Annotated in this window: 13 protein-coding genes; 3 read left to right on the forward strand and 10 right to left on the reverse strand. The window is 53.6% G+C overall.

Annotated features, from left to right (window positions below; genetic code table 11):
* Positions 1-72: 72 nt before the first annotated feature.
* From BN2106_RS11605 to BN2106_RS11615, 3 genes are all read right to left on the reverse strand, one after another.
* Positions 73-972, reverse strand: coding sequence for an SPFH domain-containing protein (locus BN2106_RS11605; RefSeq protein WP_050698752.1), 900 nt, complete (start codon positions 970-972; stop codon positions 73-75).
* Between the two features lie 14 nt (positions 973-986).
* The gene (locus tag BN2106_RS11610; RefSeq protein WP_050698753.1) at positions 987-1,445 is read right to left on the reverse strand and encodes an NfeD family protein; all 459 of its coding nucleotides are present in this window, start codon (positions 1,443-1,445) and stop codon (positions 987-989) included.
* Positions 1,446-1,776: 331 nt separating this feature from the next.
* Complete coding sequence (locus tag BN2106_RS11615) at positions 1,777-1,989, reverse strand: helix-turn-helix domain-containing protein (RefSeq protein ID WP_050698754.1); 213 nt, start codon at positions 1,987-1,989, stop codon at positions 1,777-1,779.
* A gap of 342 nt (positions 1,990-2,331) precedes the next feature.
* Here BN2106_RS11615 and BN2106_RS11620 point away from each other — a divergent pair, with 342 nt between their 5' ends.
* Positions 2,332-2,625, forward strand: a complete 294-nt coding sequence (locus tag BN2106_RS11620) for a hypothetical protein (RefSeq protein ID WP_050698755.1) — start codon at positions 2,332-2,334, stop codon at positions 2,623-2,625.
* 284 nt (positions 2,626-2,909) lie between these two features.
* On the opposite strand, the gene groL is transcribed toward BN2106_RS11620, so the two are convergent.
* The 3 genes from groL to BN2106_RS11635 form a co-directional block, all read right to left on the reverse strand.
* Complete coding sequence (gene groL / locus BN2106_RS11625) at positions 2,910-4,538, reverse strand: chaperonin GroEL (RefSeq protein WP_050698756.1); 1,629 nt, start codon at positions 4,536-4,538, stop codon at positions 2,910-2,912.
* Between the two features lie 49 nt (positions 4,539-4,587).
* Positions 4,588-4,872, reverse strand: coding sequence for a co-chaperone GroES (locus tag BN2106_RS11630; RefSeq protein ID WP_050698757.1), 285 nt, complete (start codon positions 4,870-4,872; stop codon positions 4,588-4,590).
* 673 nt (positions 4,873-5,545) lie between these two features.
* Positions 5,546-6,670 (reverse strand): THUMP domain-containing class I SAM-dependent RNA methyltransferase, encoded by a 1,125-nt coding sequence (locus BN2106_RS11635; protein ID WP_050699451.1) that lies wholly within the window; start codon positions 6,668-6,670, stop codon positions 5,546-5,548.
* 360 nt (positions 6,671-7,030) lie between these two features.
* Between BN2106_RS11635 and BN2106_RS11640 the strand changes: the two genes are divergently transcribed.
* Positions 7,031-7,546 (forward strand): peptidylprolyl isomerase, encoded by a 516-nt coding sequence (locus BN2106_RS11640; RefSeq protein ID WP_050698758.1) that lies wholly within the window; start codon positions 7,031-7,033, stop codon positions 7,544-7,546.
* A gap of 49 nt (positions 7,547-7,595) precedes the next feature.
* Positions 7,596-9,335, forward strand: coding sequence for an ABC transporter ATP-binding protein (locus BN2106_RS11645; RefSeq protein ID WP_050698759.1), 1,740 nt, complete (start codon positions 7,596-7,598; stop codon positions 9,333-9,335).
* A gap of 185 nt (positions 9,336-9,520) precedes the next feature.
* On the opposite strand, the gene BN2106_RS11650 is transcribed toward BN2106_RS11645, so the two are convergent.
* From BN2106_RS11650 to BN2106_RS11665, 4 genes are all read right to left on the reverse strand, one after another.
* The gene (locus BN2106_RS11650) at positions 9,521-10,876 is read right to left on the reverse strand and encodes a sodium-dependent transporter (protein ID WP_050698760.1); all 1,356 of its coding nucleotides are present in this window, start codon (positions 10,874-10,876) and stop codon (positions 9,521-9,523) included.
* Positions 10,877-11,168: 292 nt separating this feature from the next.
* Positions 11,169-12,011 carry a DegV family protein gene (locus tag BN2106_RS11655; protein ID WP_050698761.1) on the reverse strand — a complete coding sequence of 281 codons (843 nt, stop codon included), beginning with the start codon at positions 12,009-12,011 and terminating at the stop codon, positions 11,169-11,171.
* Positions 12,012-12,093: 82 nt separating this feature from the next.
* Positions 12,094-12,516 (reverse strand): MarR family transcriptional regulator, encoded by a 423-nt coding sequence (locus BN2106_RS11660; protein ID WP_050698762.1) that lies wholly within the window; start codon positions 12,514-12,516, stop codon positions 12,094-12,096.
* A 316-nt stretch (positions 12,517-12,832) separates the two neighbouring features.
* Positions 12,833-21,721, reverse strand: a complete 8,889-nt coding sequence (locus BN2106_RS11665) for an Ig-like domain-containing protein (RefSeq protein ID WP_050698763.1) — start codon at positions 21,719-21,721, stop codon at positions 12,833-12,835.
* Positions 21,722-21,946: the final 225 nt, after the last annotated feature.

The raw sequence follows: 21,946 nt of genomic DNA on the forward strand, positions 1-21,946 counted from the left end.
CAGATATGGAGAGGTTCTTGCTTTATCCCCATGTATTTTGTATATTCTGCCGCAAGATGGTTCAAACGCGGCTTATTTCGCCAGTTTATCCTCCGAGATAAGCTCCTTTAAAGAAGTCGCCATACCGGCCATAGACTGGATGTTGGACGGGATGATAATCTTGGTCGCCTTGCCGTCCGCCGCCTTCTGGAACGCCTCCAGGCTCTTGATGGCAATAACGCCTTCGCCCGGGTTCGCCTCGTTCAGCATTTTGATACTGTCCGCCAGAGCCTTTTGCACGGAGAGAATTGCCTCCGCCTCGCCCTGCGCCTCGCGAATCTTGGACTCCTTGAGCGCGTCCGCGTGCAGGATGGCGGATTCCTTTTCGCCCTCTGCAATCAAAACGGCGCTGCGCTTCTGGCCTTCCGCATCCAGAATTCTGGCGCGGCGCTCGCGCTCCGCCTTCATCTGCTTCTCCATGGAATCCTGAATTTCGGACGGAGGCAGGATGTTCTTCAGTTCTACACGGTTGACTTTGATGCCCCATGCATCGGTCGCCTCATCCAGAATCAACCGAATTTTGGTGTTGATGACGTCGCGGGAAGTTAGAGTGTGGTCGAGCTCCAAGTCGCCGATGATGTTACGCAGGGTCGTCGCCGTCAGGTTTTCAATCGCGGAGATCGGGTTTTCCACGCCGTAGGCGTAGAGTTTTGCGTCCGTAATCTGGAAGTATACGACGGTATCGATCTGCATGGTCACGTTATCCTTCGTAATAACTGGCTGGGGCGGAAAGTCAATGACCTGCTCCTTCAGGGAAACCTTTTTAGAAATCCGGTCCATAAACGGCACCTTGACGTGCAGGCCGGTCTCCCAGGTGACATGGTACGCGCCCAAACGCTCCATGACGAACGCGTGCGCCTGCGGCACGATTTTGATGTTGGAAATAATAACAATGATAATCAAAAGAACCAGAACTAACAACACATACGGCATAAAAACAGCCTCCTTTATTTTTCTTCGATGCAGCCGGCGCCGTGCGCCGGTTCTACAATCAGCTTTACGCCCTCAATCGCTTTGATGCGTACTTTCTCCCCTTCCGGCAGAATGGAACCGTCCGCGGAACGTGCGGTCCAGACGTTACCGAGCACGGTCACCTGACCGGCACATTGAATATTGTTGATCTGCGTGAGGACGACGCCCTCTTTGCCGATACATCGCCCCGCGTTGGTATCTTCCTTTTGAAAGCGCATGGCCTTCTTTACCAGCGGGCGGGTGATTGCCAACGTGACTGCGGTCACGACCACAAAGATGGTAAACTGCAGCCAGAACGGCGCCCCGCAGATATCCGCGATCAGCGCGCCGATGCCGCCGACCACCAGCCAGATCGAAACCAACTGCGTCGTAACCCCCTCTGCGATTGCAGCGATGACAATCACTGCGAGCCATAAATAGGAACTGGGTTCCATCGTTACACCTCCTCTCCGGTGATTGCATTTATCTTACCATAACCGAAATTTTTGCACAAACCGCGCAGGAGGACGGAGAAGGCGGATTTCCGCCCTTTTTGTAAAGCTACTCTCCCCCGCGAACCGGGTCGCTCCGGGGCGAATCCAGGCGGGCTCAATCGCGAAAAAGCCCGGTTTTACGGGATTCTTTACAAAAGTGTAATGTTTTCCATCCCTCTTCACTGTATTGTCAAAGGGAGGTAAATATCCCTGAAACTGCCATAAACTTTAAACTTCTATAAAACAAAACAGCCGGCGGCGGGGATTCGTTCCCAGCACACCGGCAGCCCGTTTATATAGTCTTTCCCGTATCGTTTAAAATAAAGCTTCCTTCAAAAGTTGCATTGCAGGCTTCCGCAATTTCCTGCAATTCCTTCTCCGAAAAATTATCTCTATTTAGTTTTCCGCTGAGATTTGACGCCGTTGTCCCTAACTTCTCAGCGAGTTCTTTTTTCTTTATCTTTCTTTCTCTTAATAAATGTTCTATCTTTCCAGCCATTCCCATTCAATCACCTTCTTAGAATAATTATACATTAAATAGCGTAAAAAATCAAACATGAATTTATTAATTGATTTATAAATGAATCCTCTATTGACACCACGTGTATAAAAATGTATTATTTAACTGTAAAGTGAATTTATACTTTATTAAATTAATTGTATGTATAAAGTGAGGTGATAAACGCAGAGTGATGAAAAATAAAGGAAGCGGCGTCCATCGCAAAACAGTCACCGCTTCCCCTCCATGCCGCAGCCGCTCACAGGAGCGGTCCGCACAAATAGTATACACTGTGCGGCCATTTCCTGCAAGCGCTGCGGCAAACGAAATTTGAAAGGAAGAACACACATGGAATCAAATTACGCATATCCAAACTTTGCGGAAAACTTTCGGCAGTGCTGCGCGGAATCCTATGGCCGCCTTTCCTACGAACAAACGAAGAATCATCCGGAGTACCAGCGCGCATCCGACACCTGCTCCGAGCTGTACCAAAAGATACAGGAGCAGCTGGGCGAAAACGACGAATGGATCGATAAATTTGACGCCGCGAAAAACTGGGTGCAGACCATTGAAAGCCCCTACATCTACCAACAGGGTTTTCAGGACTGTATTTACCTGCTCCGCTGGTTAGGGATATTATGACACAGAAATCCCCGGCTCCATACGGAGCCGGGGAAAATTAAACACGGTATCATTAAAGGTTTGTAAATAAGTTTATCACTCGTTCCCACTCGCTCTTCTCAGGAAGAGGTTCCGTTCTCTGCGGAGAACGGCAAAGGGCTCTGCCCTTTGATCCCGCCGCTTTTCAGAAAAGCGGAAAAACTCGTTTTAACCGTTAGCGGAGAAACACTCTTTATCTTTCACTTAGTACTACAAACAAAAAAGGGACTGTTTTTCGACAGTCCCTTTCCATTTATTTATTGAGATTAATACATGCCGCCCATGCCCGGATCCGCCGGCATCGGAGGCGGAGTCGGCTCCTTCTTATCTGCGACAAGGCTCTCGGTGGTGAGAACCATCTGCGCAACGGAAGCCGCGTTCTGCAATGCGGAACGGGTAACCTTGGTTGGGTCGACAATGCCGAAGCTGATCATATCGCCGTATTCTTCGGTCAGTGCGTTGTAACCGTAGCCGACTTTACCGGCCTTCTTCAGATTCTCCACAATGACGGAACCTTCCAGACCTGCGTTTGCAGCGATCTGGCGAACCGGCTCTTCCAGCGCTTTCAGGACAATCTGCACGCCGGTCTTCTCGTCGCCGTCGGTGCTGTCAAGCAGCTTGGTAACCGCCGGGATCGCGTCGATCAGCGCAACGCCGCCGCCGGATACGATGCCCTCTTCCACAGCCGCTTTGGTTGCAGCCAGCGCATCTTCTACACGGAGCTTCTTTTCCTTCATTTCGATCTCGGTCGCCGCGCCGACATGGATGACCGCTACGCCGCCCGCCATCTTTGCAAGGCGCTCCTGAAGCTTCTCGCGGTCGAAATCGGAGGTGGTGGCATCGATCTGGGTGCGGATCTGGTGGACTCTGGCTTTGATCTCGTCCGGGTTGCCCGCGCCGTCGACGATAATGGTGTTCTCTTTGTCAACCTTGACCTGACGTGCATGGCCCAGCTGGGACAGTTCGGTATCCTTCAGCTCCAGACCCAGCTCGGAGGAGATAACCTGGCCGCCGGTCAGCGTCGCGATATCCTGCAGCATTTCCTTGCGGCGGTCGCCGAAGCCCGGCGCCTTGACCGCCACGCAGTTGAAGGTGCCGCGCAGCTTATTCAGAATCAGGGTGGTCAGCGCTTCGCCTTCCACGTCCTCCGCGATGATGACCAGCTTCTTGCCGGACTGTACGATCTTTTCGAGGAGCGGCAGGACTTCCTGAATGTTGGAAATCTTCTTATCGGTAATCAGGATGTACGCATCGTCCATGACGGCTTCCATCTTGTCGGTATCGGTCGCCATATACGGGCTGATGTAGCCGCGGTCGAACATCATGCCTTCCACAACGTCACAGTCGGTCATTGCAGTCTTGCTCTCTTCCACGGTGATGACGCCGTCGGCGGAAACCTTCTCCATTGCGTCCGCAATCAGCTGGCCGATCTCCTCGTTCGCGGAAGAAACGGTTGCAACGCGCGCGATGTCCTTGGAACCGTCGACCTTCTTGGAATGCTCCTTCAGAGCGTCAACCGCGACGTCGACCGCCTTCTGCAAACCTTTGCGCAGAACCATCGGGTTCGCACCCGCGGTAACGTTCTTCATGCCCTCACGGATGAGCGCCTGCGCCAGCAGAGTCGCGGTGGTGGTGCCATCGCCCGCAACGTCGTTGGTCTTGGTAGCAACTTCCTTGACCAGCTGCGCGCCCATGTTCTCAAACGGATCGTCCAGCTCGACTTCCTTTGCGATGGTCACACCGTCGTTGGTGATCAGCGGCGCGCCGAACTTCTTATCGAGAACCACGTTGCGGCCTTTCGGGCCAAGGGTGATTTTTACGGTGTCTGCCAGCTGGTTTACGCCGCTGGAAAGCGCTTTTCTTGCTTCTTCGCCATAAATGATCTGCTTTGCCATATTGTTATTCCTCCAAACATATCATGTGTATTTCCGGGAACCGGTCAAATTACTCTACAACCGCGAGAATGTCGCTCTGGCGGACGATGGTGTATTCCTCGCCGTCCATTTTGATCTCTGTACCGGAATATTTGCTGGTAATAACCTTATCGCCAACCTTGACGGTCATGGTGACTTCCTTGCCGTCCACAAGGCCGCCCGGGCCAACCGCGATCACGTTTGCTACCTGCGGCTTTTCTTTTGCGGAGCCCGCGAGGATGATCCCGCTCTTCGTGGTTTCCTCCGCCTCTTCCATCTTGATCAATACTCTGTCTGCCAAAGGTTTGACTGTCATTTAAAGTTCCTCCTTCAAGAAATGATCTTACTAAACTTTTACTATATGAAAAATACACTTTCAAACTGCGCGGCTCATTTTCTGCGCCGCTTGAAAGGTTATTTTTGTTTAGCACTCCGTATCTTTGAGTGCTAAACCTATTTTAGCCACTCGTTTATAAAAAATCAAGGGGTTTTTCCCGAAAAATTACAATTTCATAAATTATTTACAATTCCGCCCAAAACAGAGAAAAAAGGGCCGGGCTTCCGCCCGGTCCCGAAAGTTTATTTTGCAGCACAAAAAGCTCATAAAGGACCATATCACTCGTTCCCACTCGCTCTTCTCAGAAAGAGGACCTCCTGTTGGGACGCTCGCTTGAGGCTAAAGCCTCGCTCGAGATTCTAAACGACCATAGCCGGAGGCGCGAAAGACGTTGCACGTCCGCTGCCCTTTGATCCCGCCACCTTTCAGAAAGGTGGAGAAACACATTTTGACCATTACCTGCAAAGTGACAATGATCCTCGCCGCTTTTAGAAACGGAGAAAGACATATTTTAAGCCTTGTCCGCGAGGTGAAAATAGTACTCGCCGTAGGCGCGTCCCGACTGGAAGTCCGCGTCCCGACCGGAGGTCCAGAAAAGCGGAAAAACACATTTTGCCCTAAACCACAAAGGGCTGTTCTTCAACGGCCCCTGTCAAGACTTGTAATACATGTATATTTGGCACTTAATCATCCCGTTATACAGCTTGCGGCGGCGGTCGGCTTTGCGGCCATAGCAGTCCTCAAAGGTTTCATCCGGGCTGATGATCGTATAGCTCCACTTTTGCTTCGGCGCAAAGACGGTTCCCATCGTGCGGTAGATGTCTTCCGCTTCTTTTAAATCCAGCAGCCGTTCCCCGTACGGTGGGTTGCAAATCACGTTGCCGCGTTCTCCTGCGGGCCGGAACGCGGTGATGTCCCGCTTTTCCGCGCGCAGGCAGGAAATTACGCCCGCCTTCTTCGCATTTTCCAGCGTGAGGGAAATTGCCGCGCCATCGATATCGTAGCCGTAGCAGGTAAAGCCCGTGTCGCGCCGGACCAGATCCTGCGCACGTTCCTTTTCCCTCTGCCAGATCTCCGGCCCCATGCCCTCCCAGCGCTCCGCCGCAAAATGGCGGCGCAGGCCGGGCGCAATATTCATCGCGTACAGCGCGGATTCGATCAGGATTGTGCCGGAGCCGCAGAAGGGATCGACCACCACACCGTCGCTGCGCACGCGGGACAGGTACGCCATCGCCGCGGCAAGCGTCTCCTTGATGGGCGCGTCCGTTGCGTTGGCACGGTAACCGCGCTTGTGCAGACCCGCACCGGAAGTGTCAATCATAATGCTGACCACGTCCTTCATCAGCAGAAACTGCACCTGGTACAGAGCGCCCGTCTCCTCGAACCAGTTGACATGGTATTTCTGCTTGAGCCGCTCCACAATTGCCTTTTTAATAATCGACTGGCAGTCCGGCACGCTGGCCAGCTTGGAATTCAGCGAGCTTCCCTTGACCGGAAACGCGTCGTTTTTGCCGATCCAGCGTTCCCACGGCAGGGCTTTCACCCCTTGGAACAGCTCCTCAAAACTGAGTGCCCGGAAGCTTCCCAGCTGGACCAGTACGCGTTCCCCGTAGCGGGAACAGAGGTTGGCGCGGGCCAGCATGGCGGCGTCCCCGTCAAAAAGCACGCGGCCATTCTGCGGCTCCACATTTTGCGCGTCCATATGGCGCAGTTCGTCGCCCACAAGGCCTTCTACGCCCAACAGACAGGGCACCACCAGTTTAAACGTATCTTCCATTTTTACTCCAATCCGGTGGGAACCAACGCCCACGCATCTCCTGATAACAGGTATTTTCAAGGGCGTTTCTGAAAACAGAAAACCACCGGAAAATTCGCTGAAAGCGAGCGACTTATGGCCCAAAAACGCAGGAATACTGTATGTATTCCGAGGCTTTTGGGGCGCAAACGAGCCGCTTTCAGTAGAATTAGCCAAGAGTTTGAAGTTTTCAGAATGCCCCTAATGTCTTAGTAGATAAGTATACCACAAAACCGCTCCAAAATGAACCATAAAATCTTCATACGCCTTGCCGTTTCTGAAAAAGAAAGGTATAATAGGAAAACTGCTTGTGCAAAAAATTTACATCAGGAGGTTTTATAGATGAAAAATCCGATCATCACCATCGAAACCAACAACGGCACGATTCAGGCGGAGCTGTACCCGGAGGTCGCACCCAACACGGTCAACAACTTCATTTCCCTGGTCAAAAAGGGCTTTTACAACGGAACGATCTTTCACCGCGTCATTCCGGGCTTCATGATTCAGGGCGGCGATCCGGAGGGTACCGGCATGGGCGGCCCCGGCTACGGCATCAAGGGCGAGTTCGCCATGAACCGCTTCCCGAACGACCTGAAGCATTCCCGCGGCGTTCTCTCCATGGCGCGCGCCATGAGCCCGGACTCCGCAGGCTCCCAGTTCTTCATCATGGTCGCGGATGCACCGCATCTGGACGGCCAGTACGCCGCGTTCGGCAAGGTGATCTCCGGCATGGAGGAGGCGGACCGCATTGTGAGTGCCGCCCGCGACTACAACGACCGCCCGCGCGAAGATCAAATCATGAAAACCGTCACCGTGGAAACATTTGGCGAGGAATACCCGGAACCGGAAACGCTCTGAGCATCCCCCGTCTGTGCCCGGTGACACGCATTTACTATGAGGAGGGCACATGTCTGTCTTAAAGAAGTTCATTAAATATTACAAACCGTACCGCGTCGTCTTCTGGCTGGATATGTTCTGCGCGCTGGTCGTCAGTCTGATCGACCTGGCATTCCCCCAGATTTTGAACTGGCTCACCAAGGACCTGTTCGCACGCGGCACACAAGTCATTTTACAGACGCTTCCGTGGCTGGCCATCGGTCTGCTGGTCATGTACTTCGTCCGCTTTTTGGGCCGGTACTACATCACTTACCAGGGCCATGTGATGGGCGCGCGCATGGAGAGCGACATGCGGCAGGACTTGTTTGACCATTTTCAGCGCCTGTCGTTTTCCTATTACGACCGCAACAACACCGGCGAAATGATGAGTAAGCTAATTTCCGACCTGTTCGACATCTCAGAGCTGGCACACCACGGGCCGGAAAACATTTTTATTTCGTTGCTGAAAATTTTGGGCTCGTTTGCTCTGCTGCTCTGGATCAATGTGCCGATGACGTTGATTCTGGCGGCGGTCACCTTGATTATGCTGGTATTCAGCATCCAGCAAAACAAAAAGATGCGCGCGGTCTTTATGGACAACCGCAAAAAGATTGCGGGCGTCAACTCCTGTGTGCAGGACAGTCTCGCAGGTATCCGCGTGGTCAAGTCCTTTGCCAACGAGGATTTGGAGCGGGAAAAGTTTTCGGACAGCAATCTGCAATTTCTGGATTCCAAAGAGCGCAACTATCGCCGCATGGGAAGCTTTCACGCGGGCAACAACTTCTTTCAGGGCGTCCTGTTTACCACGGTGCTGGTCAGCGGCGGATACTTTGTCTCGCAGGGGGCCATTCAGCTCTCTGACCTGGCGGTCTACGCGCTATATATCAACATTTTTATCAACCCGATCGACGTATTGATTGAGTTTACCGAGCTGTTCCAGAAGGGCTATTCCGGCTTTAAGCGCTTTTTAGAGGTTGTAGAAACAGAACCGGAGATCGTGGATGTACCTGACGCCAAAGAGCTGAAGAACGTGAAGGGCACAATCGATTATCAGGACGTCTCGTTCAGCTACGACAACGCAAACACCATCCTGAACCACATTAATATCCACATCGACGCGGGCAAAACCGTCGCGCTGGTCGGCCCGTCCGGCGGCGGAAAAACGACGCTCTGCTCCCTGCTTCCCCGGTTTTACGACGTCACAAACGGTGTTGTCGCCATTGACGGGCAGGACGTGCGCGGTCTGACTCTGAAAAGCCTGCGCAGCTCCATCGGCATCGTACAGCAGGACGTTTACATGTTTGCCGGCAGCATCAAGGATAACATCGCCTACGGCAAACCGGACGCCACCATGGAAGAAATCATTGAAGCGGCGAAAAACGCCAACATTCATGATTTCATCTCCGGGCTGGAGGACGGCTACGACACCTACGTGGGAGAGCGCGGTACACGGCTTTCCGGCGGGCAGAAGCAGCGCCTTGCCATCGCGCGGGTGTTCCTGAAAAATCCCAGGATTTTGATTTTGGACGAGGCAACCTCCGCGCTGGACAACGAGAGCGAACAGCACATCCAGCACAGTCTGGAGCAGCTCTCCAAAAACCGCACCACGATTGTGATTGCACACCGTCTATCCACCATTCGCAACGCGGACGAAATCATCGTACTGGATGACGACGGCATTCAGGAACGCGGCAATCATAAGTCCCTTTTACAAAAAAGCGGCATCTACGCCAAATACTACAACATGCAGTTTGAAGGTTTGGAAGCATAGACGAGTCTGTATTAAAACGCGCATTTTCATGAAACTTTCGAGATCAGTAAAATTGATGATCCCCTCCCCCGCCTGTGGCGGGGGAGGGGATCATTTTTATATTTATCAGAATCTTTTTGCAAAACATACATGATACAAACTTAATTTTTTGACGATTCACAATATTGCCGTTTTTGTTCGCCTTGTTAAATTTTTATAATGCCAAACGCGTTCAAAACCGAGCTGACCAGGATGGCGACAATGCAGATCGGCGCTACATATTTGATCATCACCACAAAGAGCTTTTCACGCCGGAACTTGGAGGAAAGCTTGACCTCGTCCACAATGACCTTTGTTTTAATGATATAACCGACAAAGATACAGGTCAGGAACGCCACAATCGGCATCAGCACGCTGTTGCTGATGAAGTCGAAGAAATCCAGAATGGACATGCCGAGCGGCTGAATGAAGTCCCACACGCCGAAGCCGAGCGAGGACGGGACGCCAATCACCAGCATTCCGATCATCACGACCAGACAGGTCGCCTTGCGGTTCCAGTGGAATTTGTCCTGGAAAATGGAAACGACCGTCTCCATCAGGGAGATAGAGGAGGTCAGCGCCGCGAACAGCACCAACAGGAAGAAAACCGTGCCGATGAATCCGCCCATCGGCATGCTGGCAAATACCTTTGGCAGGGTGACGAACATCAGGCCGGGGCCTGCGCCCAAAGCAGATTCGTCGCCGCCGGAGAAAGCGAAGACCGCAGGAATAATCATCATACCCGCGATAAAGGCGATTCCCGTGTCAAACAGCTCAATCTGGCCGACAGAGCTTTCCAGGTTGGCGTCCTTTTTCATGTACGAGCCGTAGGTGATCATGATTCCCATCGCGAGGGACATGGAATAAAAAAGCTGTCCCAGAGCCGCCAGCACTGTTGTGATGGAAAACTTACTGAAATCCGGCAGCAGATAGTATTTGACGCCTTCCAGTGCGCCGGGCATCGTCATGGAATAAATACAGACGATAATGGACAGTACGATCAGGACTGGCATCAGGATTTTACTGACTTTTTCAATGCCCTTTTCCACACCCAGCAGCACGACAAAAGCGGTTGCCGCCACATACAGGCAGAACCAGAACAGGGGTTGTCCCGTCTGTGAAATGAATCCGTTAAAATAGTCGTTTCCCGCGGCAGCCTGCACCTGCCCGGAGATAAACGCCGCAAAATATTTGATGACCCATCCGCCGATCACACAGTAGTACGGCAGGATAATCATTGGCACCAGAGATGTCAGCCAGCCCATGAAGCCGCACTTTTTACTCAGCGCGCCGTACGCTCCAACCGCGCTCAACCCCGTTTTGCGGCCGATCGCAATTTCCGCGATCATCAGAGAAAAACCAAACGTAACCGCAAGGATGATATAGACCAGAAGAAAAATTCCGCCGCCGTATTTTGCCGCCAGATAAGGGAACCTCCAAATGTTTCCCAATCCGACCGCCGAACCGGCCGCCGCCAATACAAAGCCAATTTTACTGGAAAAGCTGCTTCTTTCCTTTCCCACTGAATCCCCTCCTATATTTTTTGCTGTTCAAAAACAACAGCATGCGCAGGTTTTTATTATGCCATAGATTGCACAATTTTTCAACCTGAAGTTATCCTTTTCTTGTATTTTTTTCGTTTCTCAGACGACATTTGTATCCTTCTATCCAAATATGATTCCCTTTTCAGGCCCCTTCTTTAAACAAAGCGCAAATCCGTTTAAACAGAATATACATCGAATCTCCCTCTCATAACAAAAAATCGACCCTGCATCTCTGCAAAGCCGATTATTTTATAAACTCAAAAGCGCCCGCTTATTTTTTAATATAGGCGATGAAATGCGCACCGGGGCCGGTATGTGTCCCGATGACACATCCAACGGGGCTGGTATAAATACGCACACCGGTCAGCTTTTCTTCAATAAACTTCTGGAAAGGCGCCATGGTTTCCGCGCTGCCGGCATAACCGATGTAAACCGGATGCTGCTGGTCGACGCCGCCGTTTTTCTCCACCAGACCGAGTAAATCCTCAAACGCTTTCTGCATGCCGCGCGGCTTGCCCTGCACGGCCACCACGCCGTCTTCCAGGCCGATCAACGGCTTAATTCCCATCAGGGTTCCGGCAAATGCCGCCGTTTTGGTCAGACGGCCACCCTTTTTCAGATACTCCAGCGTGTCCGCCGCAATGTGCAGGCAAACCTTGTTCTTTGCCGCTTCTACTTCCTCCACAATCTCCTGCGCAGACTTGCCCGCATCGCGCATGGAAACAGCGATATCGATCAGAAGATGCATACCGATCGTCGCATTCAAGCTATCGACAATATAGACTTCCGGATAGCCGCAGGCTTCTTTGGCAATGTTGGCACTCTGCACCGTTCCGCTCAGTTTGCTGGAAATGAAAATTCCCACAACGCTGTCGCCCGCCGCCTGCGCTTCTTTAAAATATTTCTTAAATGCATCCGGCGAGGGCTGGCTGGTAGAAGGCAGTTCCTTGCACTCCGTCAGCTTTTGATAAAACTCTTCTGTCTGCAAGGTCACGCCGTCCAGATACTCGCCGTCCTCAAAGACCACCTTCAGAGGAACGATGGTCAAGCCCATTTTTTGTGCCTGTTCCTGTGTAATGTCCGATGTGGAATCTGTAAGAATTCTGATTGCCATGGTTGTACCACCCTTTTTATTAAAATTCAATCTATGAAACAAAACAGACTGTTTCCCGCAGGAAGCCCTCTGTTTTGGTTTTCTACATCAACTCTTTTGACATAATGGTCAGCATCCGCTCAAACTGCCTGGCCTCTTCTTCGGTAAACCGTTCGCGGATCCGGCCCATCACCTCTTTAATATAGGTATCGTTGACCTGGTAATAATCCCGAAATTTTGCCGTCACTTCCAAATGGTACTCGCGCTTGTCCGATGTGGAATTCACTTTATTGACATACCCTTTTTTGACCAGGGAATTGACTTTATAAGTGGCATTCGGCTGCGAGATGTGGATAAAATCGGCAAACTCCCGGATGGTGGGACGCCCCAGCGCGTAAATGACCTCAACGGAAAAAACCTCCGTTGCGCTCAGTGAAAGCTTGCGCTCTCCTACCCGCCGGAAGACACTCTTATAAAAATTCAGCTTGAACTTCATGTAGATCTCATTAAAAACGGCTTCCAGCATGGCTACGCCCCTATATCCAATAATTAAAAAATTTTAAGTATTATTTTACCACAGATCATTATTTTGTCAACACCCCGCTTTCTGTATCCACGCCTTTTTATCCCTGCCAAAAGCCATCGATTTGCACGTTTACCTTCAAAATGGACATTGGATCGCTTTTATTTTACATGATGCAGCTGCTGGACACGCTCCTTTTTTGTCAAACAGTACCAGAAATTATTTTTCTGATCCATTTACAGAAACAAGGACCGCACCCTCAGCTGCTGCCAAGGGTGCGGTCCTGTTATTCAGGTTGTCAATCGATTCGTCTGGAAACTCAGCCGATGGTTACCACGCAGTGCTTCTGCGGATTCTGGCCCAGCAGAGTTGTGTACACGCCCGTGCTCTCGCCCGGCTTGCCGGTCGCCCACACTCTGTAGTAGTAATCGTTGCCGATCTTCGCTACAAACTGCGTCTTCAATACGCCGCCGTTGCCTACGGTGAAGCTCGGTACCGTATTTGCATTGCCGTTGACCACCGTCATCTTGAAGCAGTACGCGCTGCCTCTCTTCAGTACAAACGGAAGCGTTGTGTCGGAACGGACGCTCGCCTGTACGGTTACGCCCTGCGCCGCCGCTACCAGCGGGGAAGTCTGTGCCGACGCTGTGCCCGCGCCGCCGTAGCTGTTGCCGGAAGAGCCGGAATTACCGCCGGACGGCTTGCTGCTGTTGTGGTTGTCATGCAGCTTATCCCACGCATCCTGCAATCCGTCACACGCGCTGTCCACGTCTGCCTGCGTCGCCAGCGGATTGTTCATAGCATTCTCCGCGATGGCGCGTCTGGCCAGATAATACGCTACCTTTGCCGCCGGATAGCCGCTCAGGTCCACATTCGCCGTGCGGTCCAGGATCGCCTTCAGCGCATCCTTGTTCGGAATCTTCTGCAGGCTGGCAATCGCTACGGTCAGCGTCTTCGCCGCCGCGTCGATCTGTGCCTGTGTCGCGTCCGCCGGCAGTTCTCTTGCCGCCTTCAGCGCTTCCTTGAAGGCATCCTGTCCAATCGGCAGGTACTCGCTGTCAAGTACGCTTTCGATTCTCTCCGCCTCTTCCAGAAGCTTCTGGAGCCCGCTCCAGTTCGCCGTTACAAGCTTCAACTCCATGATCGCGTCATACAGGGCTTCTGTCGCTGTCTTGACGTCGTTCTCCAGCGCGTTCTTGTCCTGCTCCACAACCTTGGCTTCGCTCAGCTTTGCCTGCATGGCCGCCCAGCTTGCCGCGGTGTAATTCGCCTCCTGAAGGCCTTCCGCAATCGCGATCATGTCGCGCAGGTCTTCCTTGTCACCCGCACGGAACTCCAGGTAATGGATCATGTGCAGCAGGTCGCTCCACGCCTTGTTGATCTCCGCCTGTGTCGCGGTCGCGTCCTCATTCACAGCCTTTGCTGTGTTGTACGCCGCTATGAACTGCGTCTTCACATCCGGCACCAGAACTTCCACGTCGCCCGCGTCGATGCGCTCCTTCGCGTAATCGACAATCAGGCCCAGGACGCTCTTGTCCGTCACTTCAAACGTGAAGTGCAGTGCGGCCTCTTCTTTGCCCATGGTGAAATCATAGTTGTAGGTGCTGCCGCTGATCATTGCCGGCTCCGCATCGCCCACTGTGACGGAGCGGAACATCCGGCCGCTGAGACGCGGCTCAAAGGTGAACCGGTACGCGGTTCCCTCTTCCGCTTTCTGCACCTGGTATCTGCCGATCTTATCCGCAATCGGCTGTGCTTCTCCATTGACCTTCAGCGTCACATTGGAGCCATAGGTCACCGTCAGAGCCTGCGGCTCTTCCGGTCCGGCCGCTTTCACGGTCACATTACAGGTTGCGCTGTAATCGCCATCCACTGTGCGAACGGTGACCACCGTGGTTCCTGATTTCTTCGCTGTGACAACGCCGTCCTCCACGGTTGCAACCGTCGGGTCTTCGGACGTCCATGTGACGTTCTTGTTCGTCGCATTTTCCGGCAGAACCGTCGCGGTCAACGTATCCGTTGCGCCCTTTTCCAAAGTCAGGTTTGTCTTGTCCAGCGTGACGCCCGTCACAGCCACGGTCTTTACGACCACAGCGAACTGGCCCATCCACTCGGCGCTCGTGCCGAGCTTTGCCACGCCGTCTGCGCCCAGCAGGACCGCGTAGTTCATCGTCTGCACCGGTGTGCAGTCTTCCACTTCATAGCCGCTGTTCATCGTAACCTTGATGTTGCGCTGTGTCAGGTCCTTCACCTGGAACCGGCTGGAATCCGTGTAGGAATCCACCGTGAAGGTGAAGAAGCCGATCTCCTGCCTCTCCAGGTTTTGCGCTACGATCGGAATCGTAATCACATTCTCCGTGAAGTCGCGCAGCGGCAGAACCAATGTCTGGTTGTTTCCAACCATGTCCGCTGTCGGGACAATTGCCGGGATATCCACCGGCGGCAGTTTGGAGGTGATACAGCCGATATTCGTGCCGACCTTGACCTCTTCGCCATTGTAGATGAATTTGCACTTGCCGTAGTTGTCGCAGCTGACCTTCTTGCCGTTGACCGTCAGCCAATAGCCGTAGTCACTGGTCGCGCCACTTCCCCACTTCTTACCGTACTCGTAGCCGAGCTGCAGGCTGTCTCCTACCTTTACATCCACTTCAAAGCTTGTTTGCAGCAGGCCGCCCACGTTGCTCAGCAACACTGTATAGTGGACAAGCTTTTCTTCCGGCTCTTCCGCCTTATCGACGTCCTTGCCGACGCCAACGCCGCACAGAACCGGCAGACCGTTGTTTTTCTCCGCATCAAAGCCCCAGTCTGCACAGTACTTGGGCAGAGTAGGTTTCTTTTCATTCAACAGCAGGGCAAACGAGAGCTTTTGCATATCCGCAGGCGCCATTGCTGTTGGCTCTCCCGCTTTGGGAGTCCCCCAACCGTTAAATGCCGCAGCCGCAGCCTGGTTCCAATAGCAGTCCGTAAAGGATACGCCGTTCGCGTTGCCGACGAATCCGCCGACCTTCCCGGCCTCGCCCTTCACCGTGCCGGTGGAGTAACAGTTGACCAAGTTTGCGACGTTGCCCTGGCCGATCAGGCCGCCCGCCTCCTTGGTGCCGCCCACTTCGCCGGTCGCGTAGCAGTTGACAATCGCGCTGTCCCCGCTCCTTCCCACCAGTCCGCCGAACGCACGTCCCGCGCCGATTACATCGCCGGTCGCGTAACAGTTGGTCAGGCCGCCCTTTGCGTTGATCTTCGTGGCGCATTTGCCAATCAGACCGCCCGCTTGCACGGGCGTTTCGGGCTCTGTATTCGTGGTGGTGACATCGCCGGTTGCATAGCAGTTGGCGATGCCTTCGCCGTAGTAGCCTTCTCCTGAGTAGTCGCCCAGCAGGCCGCCGATATTGGAATAGCCGCGAACTTCCACGGACGCACTGCTGTCCCGGATCACCGTATACAGGCCCACGCCCAGCAGGCCGCCGGCTTCACCGGCTTTTTCCGCTGTCGCTGTCACCGTTCCGCCTGTTGCATGGCAGTCCGTGATCGTACCTTCATTGGCGTATCCCGCCAATGCGCCTACATAGTTCTTGCCCTGAACCGTGTCGACTTCCACCGTCAAAGACTCGATGACGGCCTCCTTCAAGCTGCCAAACAGGCCGGCATGGGAATCGGCACTTTCCACCCGCAGGCCGCTGATGGTATGCCCATTGCCCAAGACAGTTCCCCTAAATGGATCCTCCTTTGTGCCAATCGGCATCCAGATACGGTCGGACAAGTCAATGTCATTCTCAACACTGTAATAATACAGCCCTTCCAAGCGAGAGGTCCCCAGCGTATGCAGGCTGTCCAGCTCTGCCGCGCTGGTAATGCGGAACGGATCAGCCTGTGTACCGGAACCCTGCGGCCGTACCGGCTCTTCCGCCTTCTGTACAAACCGAATGCGATAGCTCTCCTCGTTGGTTCCCGTTTCCGAAGTAAATATAATCTGTGTTGTACCCGGAACACGGCTCGCGGGAAGAATCGTTATCGCCGCATTGTGATCTGCTTCCGCAGTTACAGCCGGAACTTCTGTACCTGAAACCTCAATTTCATATTCCTTTTGTCCACCTGCAAGCTGCAGCGGCGTGCCATCCACCAGAATTTCTTCCACGGTAAAGTCATCGTGCGCCACGACGCTCTTTTCAAATGCGCGCATTTCAGTAACGCCGAGGCATTTGCCGCTGACACCCGTCATCTTGATGCGGATCGCATAGGTTTCCACGGTGTCAAACGTATAGGTGTTGCCCGCTTTCTCTGTTGTCTGCGCCGGATCAGAAACCAGATTGGATACATCCTGCCAATTGGCCTCCTCATTCATGGCATTATCCGCCACCTGCGCGACACGGCCCGGGTTTTCCGGGATCACCGGCGCATCCTCGCCCACATAGTACTGGATCTGGAAATCAGCGGGCAGGCTGGCGCCGCTGTCCGTGTAGAAATGCACCTCCAAGTTGTCAATATATTTCTTTTCGGGGAGGCCCAGTCCGAACACAACGCCCACCCAATCGCCTGCGCGCTGGGTACCGCGCTGCCAGTTGGTCCACTTGTTCTTGAGCACATTGGCGTCGTAGCTGACCAGACCGTCGTTGACCTCCGCCACGCTGTCGGAATTTGGTGGGTTGATGTCATGTGTAAAGGACGCAACCGCGATGGGCAGCGCCCAGCCCTCTCTGGCAGCCGCCACGTTGTCGCCCTTGATTGTTTCATCCGATACGCGGATCGAAGCACTGACCGGTACACCCGTCTCTGTTGTACCGTTTACCACGAAGGTTCCCGTTTCCCACAGGAGGGCATCGTCATAAGCATCCCATACAACCGCTACATCCATCGTGCCGCCGTTGCTCAGATAGACGGGAACCTGCTCCGGCAGTGCGGGCGGGATGCCGACCGGCGTCGCCATGGAAAGGTTCTTCGCCGCCAGATTCCCCTGCACTACAACGGTCGCCGTGGGCTTCAGTTTCTGCCCCTCTACTGTTCCTTCAACGGTAAACGTCCCGTATTCCTCCAGCTTTTCTTCTGGAATGGTATCCCAGACGACGGGAACCAACTTCGGTAAACCGGTATTGAAGGTCGCTTTGATGCGCTCCGGAAGGGTTGGCTGCCGGCCCCTGTCTGTCAGAACCCGCACTGCCTCATAAGAGGTAATCGTCGTCTTTTCCGGATTCGCTGCGATGGTAAAGCGCAAGGCATTGGAGGAAACGGTATCTCCTCCATAGGTAACTTCCGCTGTAACAATCGCCGCACCCGGTCCGCTGTTTGCGGAAAGCGCATGCTCCTTAACCTCCGCCTGTGCTTCCCCCTCCGTTTGAACCGTATACTTCACCGTGCAGGCGGAGCGGTCCACCTTGCTGCCATCCGTAAGCGTAATTTCCAGAAGGAGCGCTTCTGTGTCGTCTTCTGTAATGTCCGTACGCACCGCAGAGAGAACCGCCTTCTGCAGCGGCGCCTGCGCAGGTACAAACTGAATCGTATAGATATTTTCCACACTGTGATCTTCGGACTGTACATAGACCAGTGCGGCGGAGTCGGTATTAACCGCCTGTAAAATGGAAACTGCTGCATTGTCCGCCGCCTCCGCGGTAATAGCCGGAACATCCTGATCAAAACCTACCGCATATTCATACTGATAGACATCGGGCTGGAAGCCTTCCAGCGGCTGCCCATCCACCGAAATTGCGGAAAGCGCCGCATTTGAGTGAGCGGCTACCACGTGAGAGAATACCTGCAACTCTGTCACACCGATAAATTTGTCCGGTGCGCCGCTGCCGTCTGTATGGCAGGTCATGTTGATGCGGACATAGCCCGCCTCCACCGGGTCAAAGGTAATATCGTTCGACCGCCCGGTCGCCGGAAGGACAAAGCTGTCTGTATTGCTCTGATTTGCAACCGGAGTCCAGGTTTCCCCATCGGTTGAGGTCTCCACAATCAGGGACTTGGGCAGGGATACCGCACCGTCGGTATAGAAGTCCACGGCAACCTGGTCCACGGTATACGCCTGATCCAGCGCGATGCCCACCCAATCAGAGGCGCGGTGCTGGCCGCCCGCCTGCCAGTTGGTCCACCGGGTAGAACCGGCATTCGCCGGGCGGAGTACGCCGTCGTTGATGGAATGGATATTATCGTTGCCGGGGAAGGAGGTGATCGCCTCTCCCTTGCGTGCCACATTGGTCTGTACCGATTCGCTGGAAACGCGGATCGTTGCCGCTGCTCTCCGGGAAGTTCCTTCCACCGCACCATAAACGGTAAATACGCCTTCTTCAGAAACCATTTCCGGGGTGATCGCGTCCCACTCTACGGGCTTGTCCTCTACACTGGCATCCGTATAGAGCACCTGAACTGTTTCTGGAAGCTGCGGAATGCTGCCGACCAACGTCGCCGCCGAATACGCCTTGACGCCTGCTTCGCCGCGGACATGGATAAGCAGTGTTACACTTCCGCCGTCCTCCGTGTCGCCATCCACCCGATAGCTGCCAGCTTCCGTCAGATCGGGAAGCTCGCCCCAGGTAACCGCAACCGTTTCCTCGCTGCCGTCGGCATAAATCGCCGTTACCTGCTCCGGAAGCGACGGGATTTCTCCGGCTTTTATCGTCAGATCAGGGGTCTCGTAACCAACAACCCCGGTCTCCTCGCTGTTTGGATCGATCGTAAAGACCTTTGTCTGTGCAGATTCCAATCCCTTCGATGTCGCCGTCAGGGTAAAAGCGCCCGCATCCTTTGTTGACTGGACGATGACCAGCGCTTTGCCACTGAACGCCTTGCGCTGTTCCGCTTTATACCGTTCCACACTGGTGGGATTGCCGTTGTCTACACCGACAATTTTTCCATTTCCTGTCACGCGGAATTGGATCAGATGGTCCGCGTCGGGGACAATTGTCCCATTCTCGTCCGTCACATCCACTGTGATGTAGGACAGATCGTAGCTGTCCGCCGCGATGACCTTTTCTTCCGGAGTGACGCGCAGTTTCTTCGCCTCACCTGCTGTGCGGACCACGTCCTCCGCAATGGGTTCGCCCTGCTCGTCCTTGGCGACCGCTTTCAGCTCGCCCGGCACAAATGGAACATTCCATTCCAGCTGCAGTTTGCCGTCCGCCGCTTCCTGATACGCCAGGCCGTAATCTGTCACCTTTTGCTCAAACGCCTTTTCGCCCAGAGATTCCCCATTCAGGAACAATTCCACACTGGCGGCATTGGAGTAGACATTTACCAGAACATTTTTATCAGCACCCCAATTCCAATGCGGCAGAATATGCACCATTGGGTTGTCTTCCACACTGGTCCACTGGCTTTGATAGATATAGAAGGAGTCCTTTGGGAAACCCGCTGTGTCCACCGAGCCAAAGTAGGAGCTTTTTGCCGGATAGCTGTTATAATACGGCGTCGGCTCGCCAATATAGTCGAAGCCGGTCCATACAAACTCTCCCGCGATAAACGCATGATCGCGCGCCGCTTTCCAGGAGGTCGCCGCCGTCTGGCCCCAGCCGACGTGCTCCTTATCATAGGAGGTCAGCTGCATGAGGGCATTGTTGGTCTGATAGATACCGCGGCTTTTGACCGCGGAGGAAGTCTCCGAGCCGTAGAGGCTCCAGGTCGGGTGCTGCTCATGCCGCAGCGAATAATTCGGCTCCTCATAGTTCATGCCGACCACGTCCACCGTATCGGATACGTCAAAGCAATTTTGCGTGGGATTTCTTTTGAACTTGTTTTCGCCAATGGTGGTCAGGCGGGTTGGATCGATTTCCTTGATCCAGCCATTCAGGTTCCGCGCTGTCGTCAGGCCCTTTGCCTGGTTGGTCTCCCCGATCTCATTGCCCAGGGACCACATGATGACGCAGGGATCGTTTTTGCCGCGGTCCACCATCGTCTTGATGTCGAATTCCGCCCAAGTCATGCCCGGCTCCGCGGAGGGATCCGTACAGGCCTTCTCAAAGAAACGTCCGTAATCATATGCTTTTTTCGTGCCGTACCAGGTATCAAACGCCTCGTCGATCACCATCAGGCCCAGTTTGTTACAGACCTCCAACAGTTCGTCCGCCGCCGGATTGTGGGTCACGCGGATCGCATTGACACCCATCTCCTTCATCATCCGCATCTGGCGTTCAATCGCGTGGTAGTTTGCCACAGCGCCCAGAGCACCCTGGTCGTGGTGCATACAGACGCCGTGCAGCTTCATGTCTGTTCCATTCAAACTGAAGCCGGTATCCGGATCAAACTGGTACCACCGGAAACCGAAGGTCGTCTGATACGTATCGACAATCTCGCCGCCTATTTCAATCTCCGTAACCGCCTGATACAGATTCGGTTCTTTGGTGGACCAGAGCACGGGGTCTGTAACAGGAATTTCCTGCTCCACCAGAACGGTCTCTCCCACGGCGACAGTCTGCGCGTCTGCCGTTCCCCGTGCCGCTTCCTGTCCGTCCGGATCATACAGCGTTGTCGTAACAACGGCTTCCACCGCTTGTTTCGCATCGTTGACAACATCCGTCTGCGCGTTCACGGTCACTTCGCCGGTTCCATTCTTTTCTTCCAAATCCGGCGTGGTGAGGAATGTGCCGTACCGCCCCACATGGACCGGCTCTGTTACCGTAAGCGACACATCGCGGTAGATACCACTGCCGGAGTACCAGCGGCTGCTGGGCTGCTGGTTGACCACCTTAACGGCGATCACATTTTCTGTCACGCCGTCAGCTGTTAAACGATCCGTAATATCGTAGGAAAACGGCGTATAACCATATGGATGGTTGCCCACCTGCTCCCCGTTTACATAGACCGTGCTGTCCATATAGACGCCGCCAAAATCGATGGATACGCGCTTATCCGCCCACTCGGCGGGAAGCATAAATGTCTTGCGATACCAACCGGTGCCGCCGTTTAAATAGCCGCCCTCATGTGTAGAGGGGGAATTGCGGTCAAAGTCAAGTTCAATACTCCAATCATGCGGCAAATCGAGCTGCCGCCAGTCGGAATCATCAAAGCGGCTGTCATTCGCGTTGGAGGGATTCCCCAAAAGAAACCGCCAGCCTTCGTTAAAGTTTACTTCCCGCTCTGTTTCCTGTTCCAGCAGCAATACCTGCCGGGCTGAATCCGATTGTTGTTCTGCCACCTGTGCAAATCCTGGCACACCGGCAAAGCTGCTGGTTGCCAGAGTCAAAGACAGCAGAAGCGCCATCAACTTTTTGGATCGTACCATTCCTTCAAAACCTCCCTAATCCAGAATTTCTTCTCTTTCCTTCCGATGCCAGTCAAAAGGCATCCTGTCTCTGCTTTTAACACTCCTTTCTTTTCATAATAGGAGATTCGGGAATTATCAGATATAGATAAATATTCCCTGAAATCTCCATCACTATTGTTATATAATACCATATGCCTGCAAGCGCATCAATCGAATTAGCGCGTCATCAGAAATATTAGTGAT

The sequence above is a fragment of the Anaeromassilibacillus senegalensis genome (genome assembly GCF_001261775.1).
GTDB classification, from domain to species: Bacteria; Bacillota; Clostridia; order Oscillospirales; family Acutalibacteraceae; genus Anaeromassilibacillus; species Anaeromassilibacillus senegalensis.

What these genes read in the sequence shown, in the direction of transcription:
- BN2106_RS11665 (WP_050698763.1), bottom strand. Translation starts at nt 21,721, where the DNA reads ATGGTACGATCCAAAAAGTTGATGGCGCTTCTGCTGTCTTTGACTCTG.
- BN2106_RS11660 (WP_050698762.1), bottom strand. Translation starts at nt 12,516, where the DNA reads ATGCTGGAAGCCGTTTTTAATGAGATCTACATGAAGTTCAAGCTGAAT.
- groL (WP_050698756.1), bottom strand. Translation starts at nt 4,538, where the DNA reads ATGGCAAAGCAGATCATTTATGGCGAAGAAGCAAGAAAAGCGCTTTCC.
- BN2106_RS11645 (WP_050698759.1), top strand. Translation starts at nt 7,596, where the DNA reads ATGTCTGTCTTAAAGAAGTTCATTAAATATTACAAACCGTACCGCGTC.
- BN2106_RS11640 (WP_050698758.1), top strand. Translation starts at nt 7,031, where the DNA reads ATGAAAAATCCGATCATCACCATCGAAACCAACAACGGCACGATTCAG.
- BN2106_RS11635 (WP_050699451.1), bottom strand. Translation starts at nt 6,670, where the DNA reads ATGGAAGATACGTTTAAACTGGTGGTGCCCTGTCTGTTGGGCGTAGAA.
- BN2106_RS11655 (WP_050698761.1), bottom strand. Translation starts at nt 12,011, where the DNA reads ATGGCAATCAGAATTCTTACAGATTCCACATCGGACATTACACAGGAA.
- BN2106_RS11630 (WP_050698757.1), bottom strand. Translation starts at nt 4,872, where the DNA reads ATGACAGTCAAACCTTTGGCAGACAGAGTATTGATCAAGATGGAAGAG.
- BN2106_RS11620 (WP_050698755.1), top strand. Translation starts at nt 2,332, where the DNA reads ATGGAATCAAATTACGCATATCCAAACTTTGCGGAAAACTTTCGGCAG.
- BN2106_RS11605 (WP_050698752.1), bottom strand. Translation starts at nt 972, where the DNA reads ATGCCGTATGTGTTGTTAGTTCTGGTTCTTTTGATTATCATTGTTATT.
- BN2106_RS11610 (WP_050698753.1), bottom strand. Translation starts at nt 1,445, where the DNA reads ATGGAACCCAGTTCCTATTTATGGCTCGCAGTGATTGTCATCGCTGCA.
- BN2106_RS11615 (WP_050698754.1), bottom strand. Translation starts at nt 1,989, where the DNA reads ATGGGAATGGCTGGAAAGATAGAACATTTATTAAGAGAAAGAAAGATA.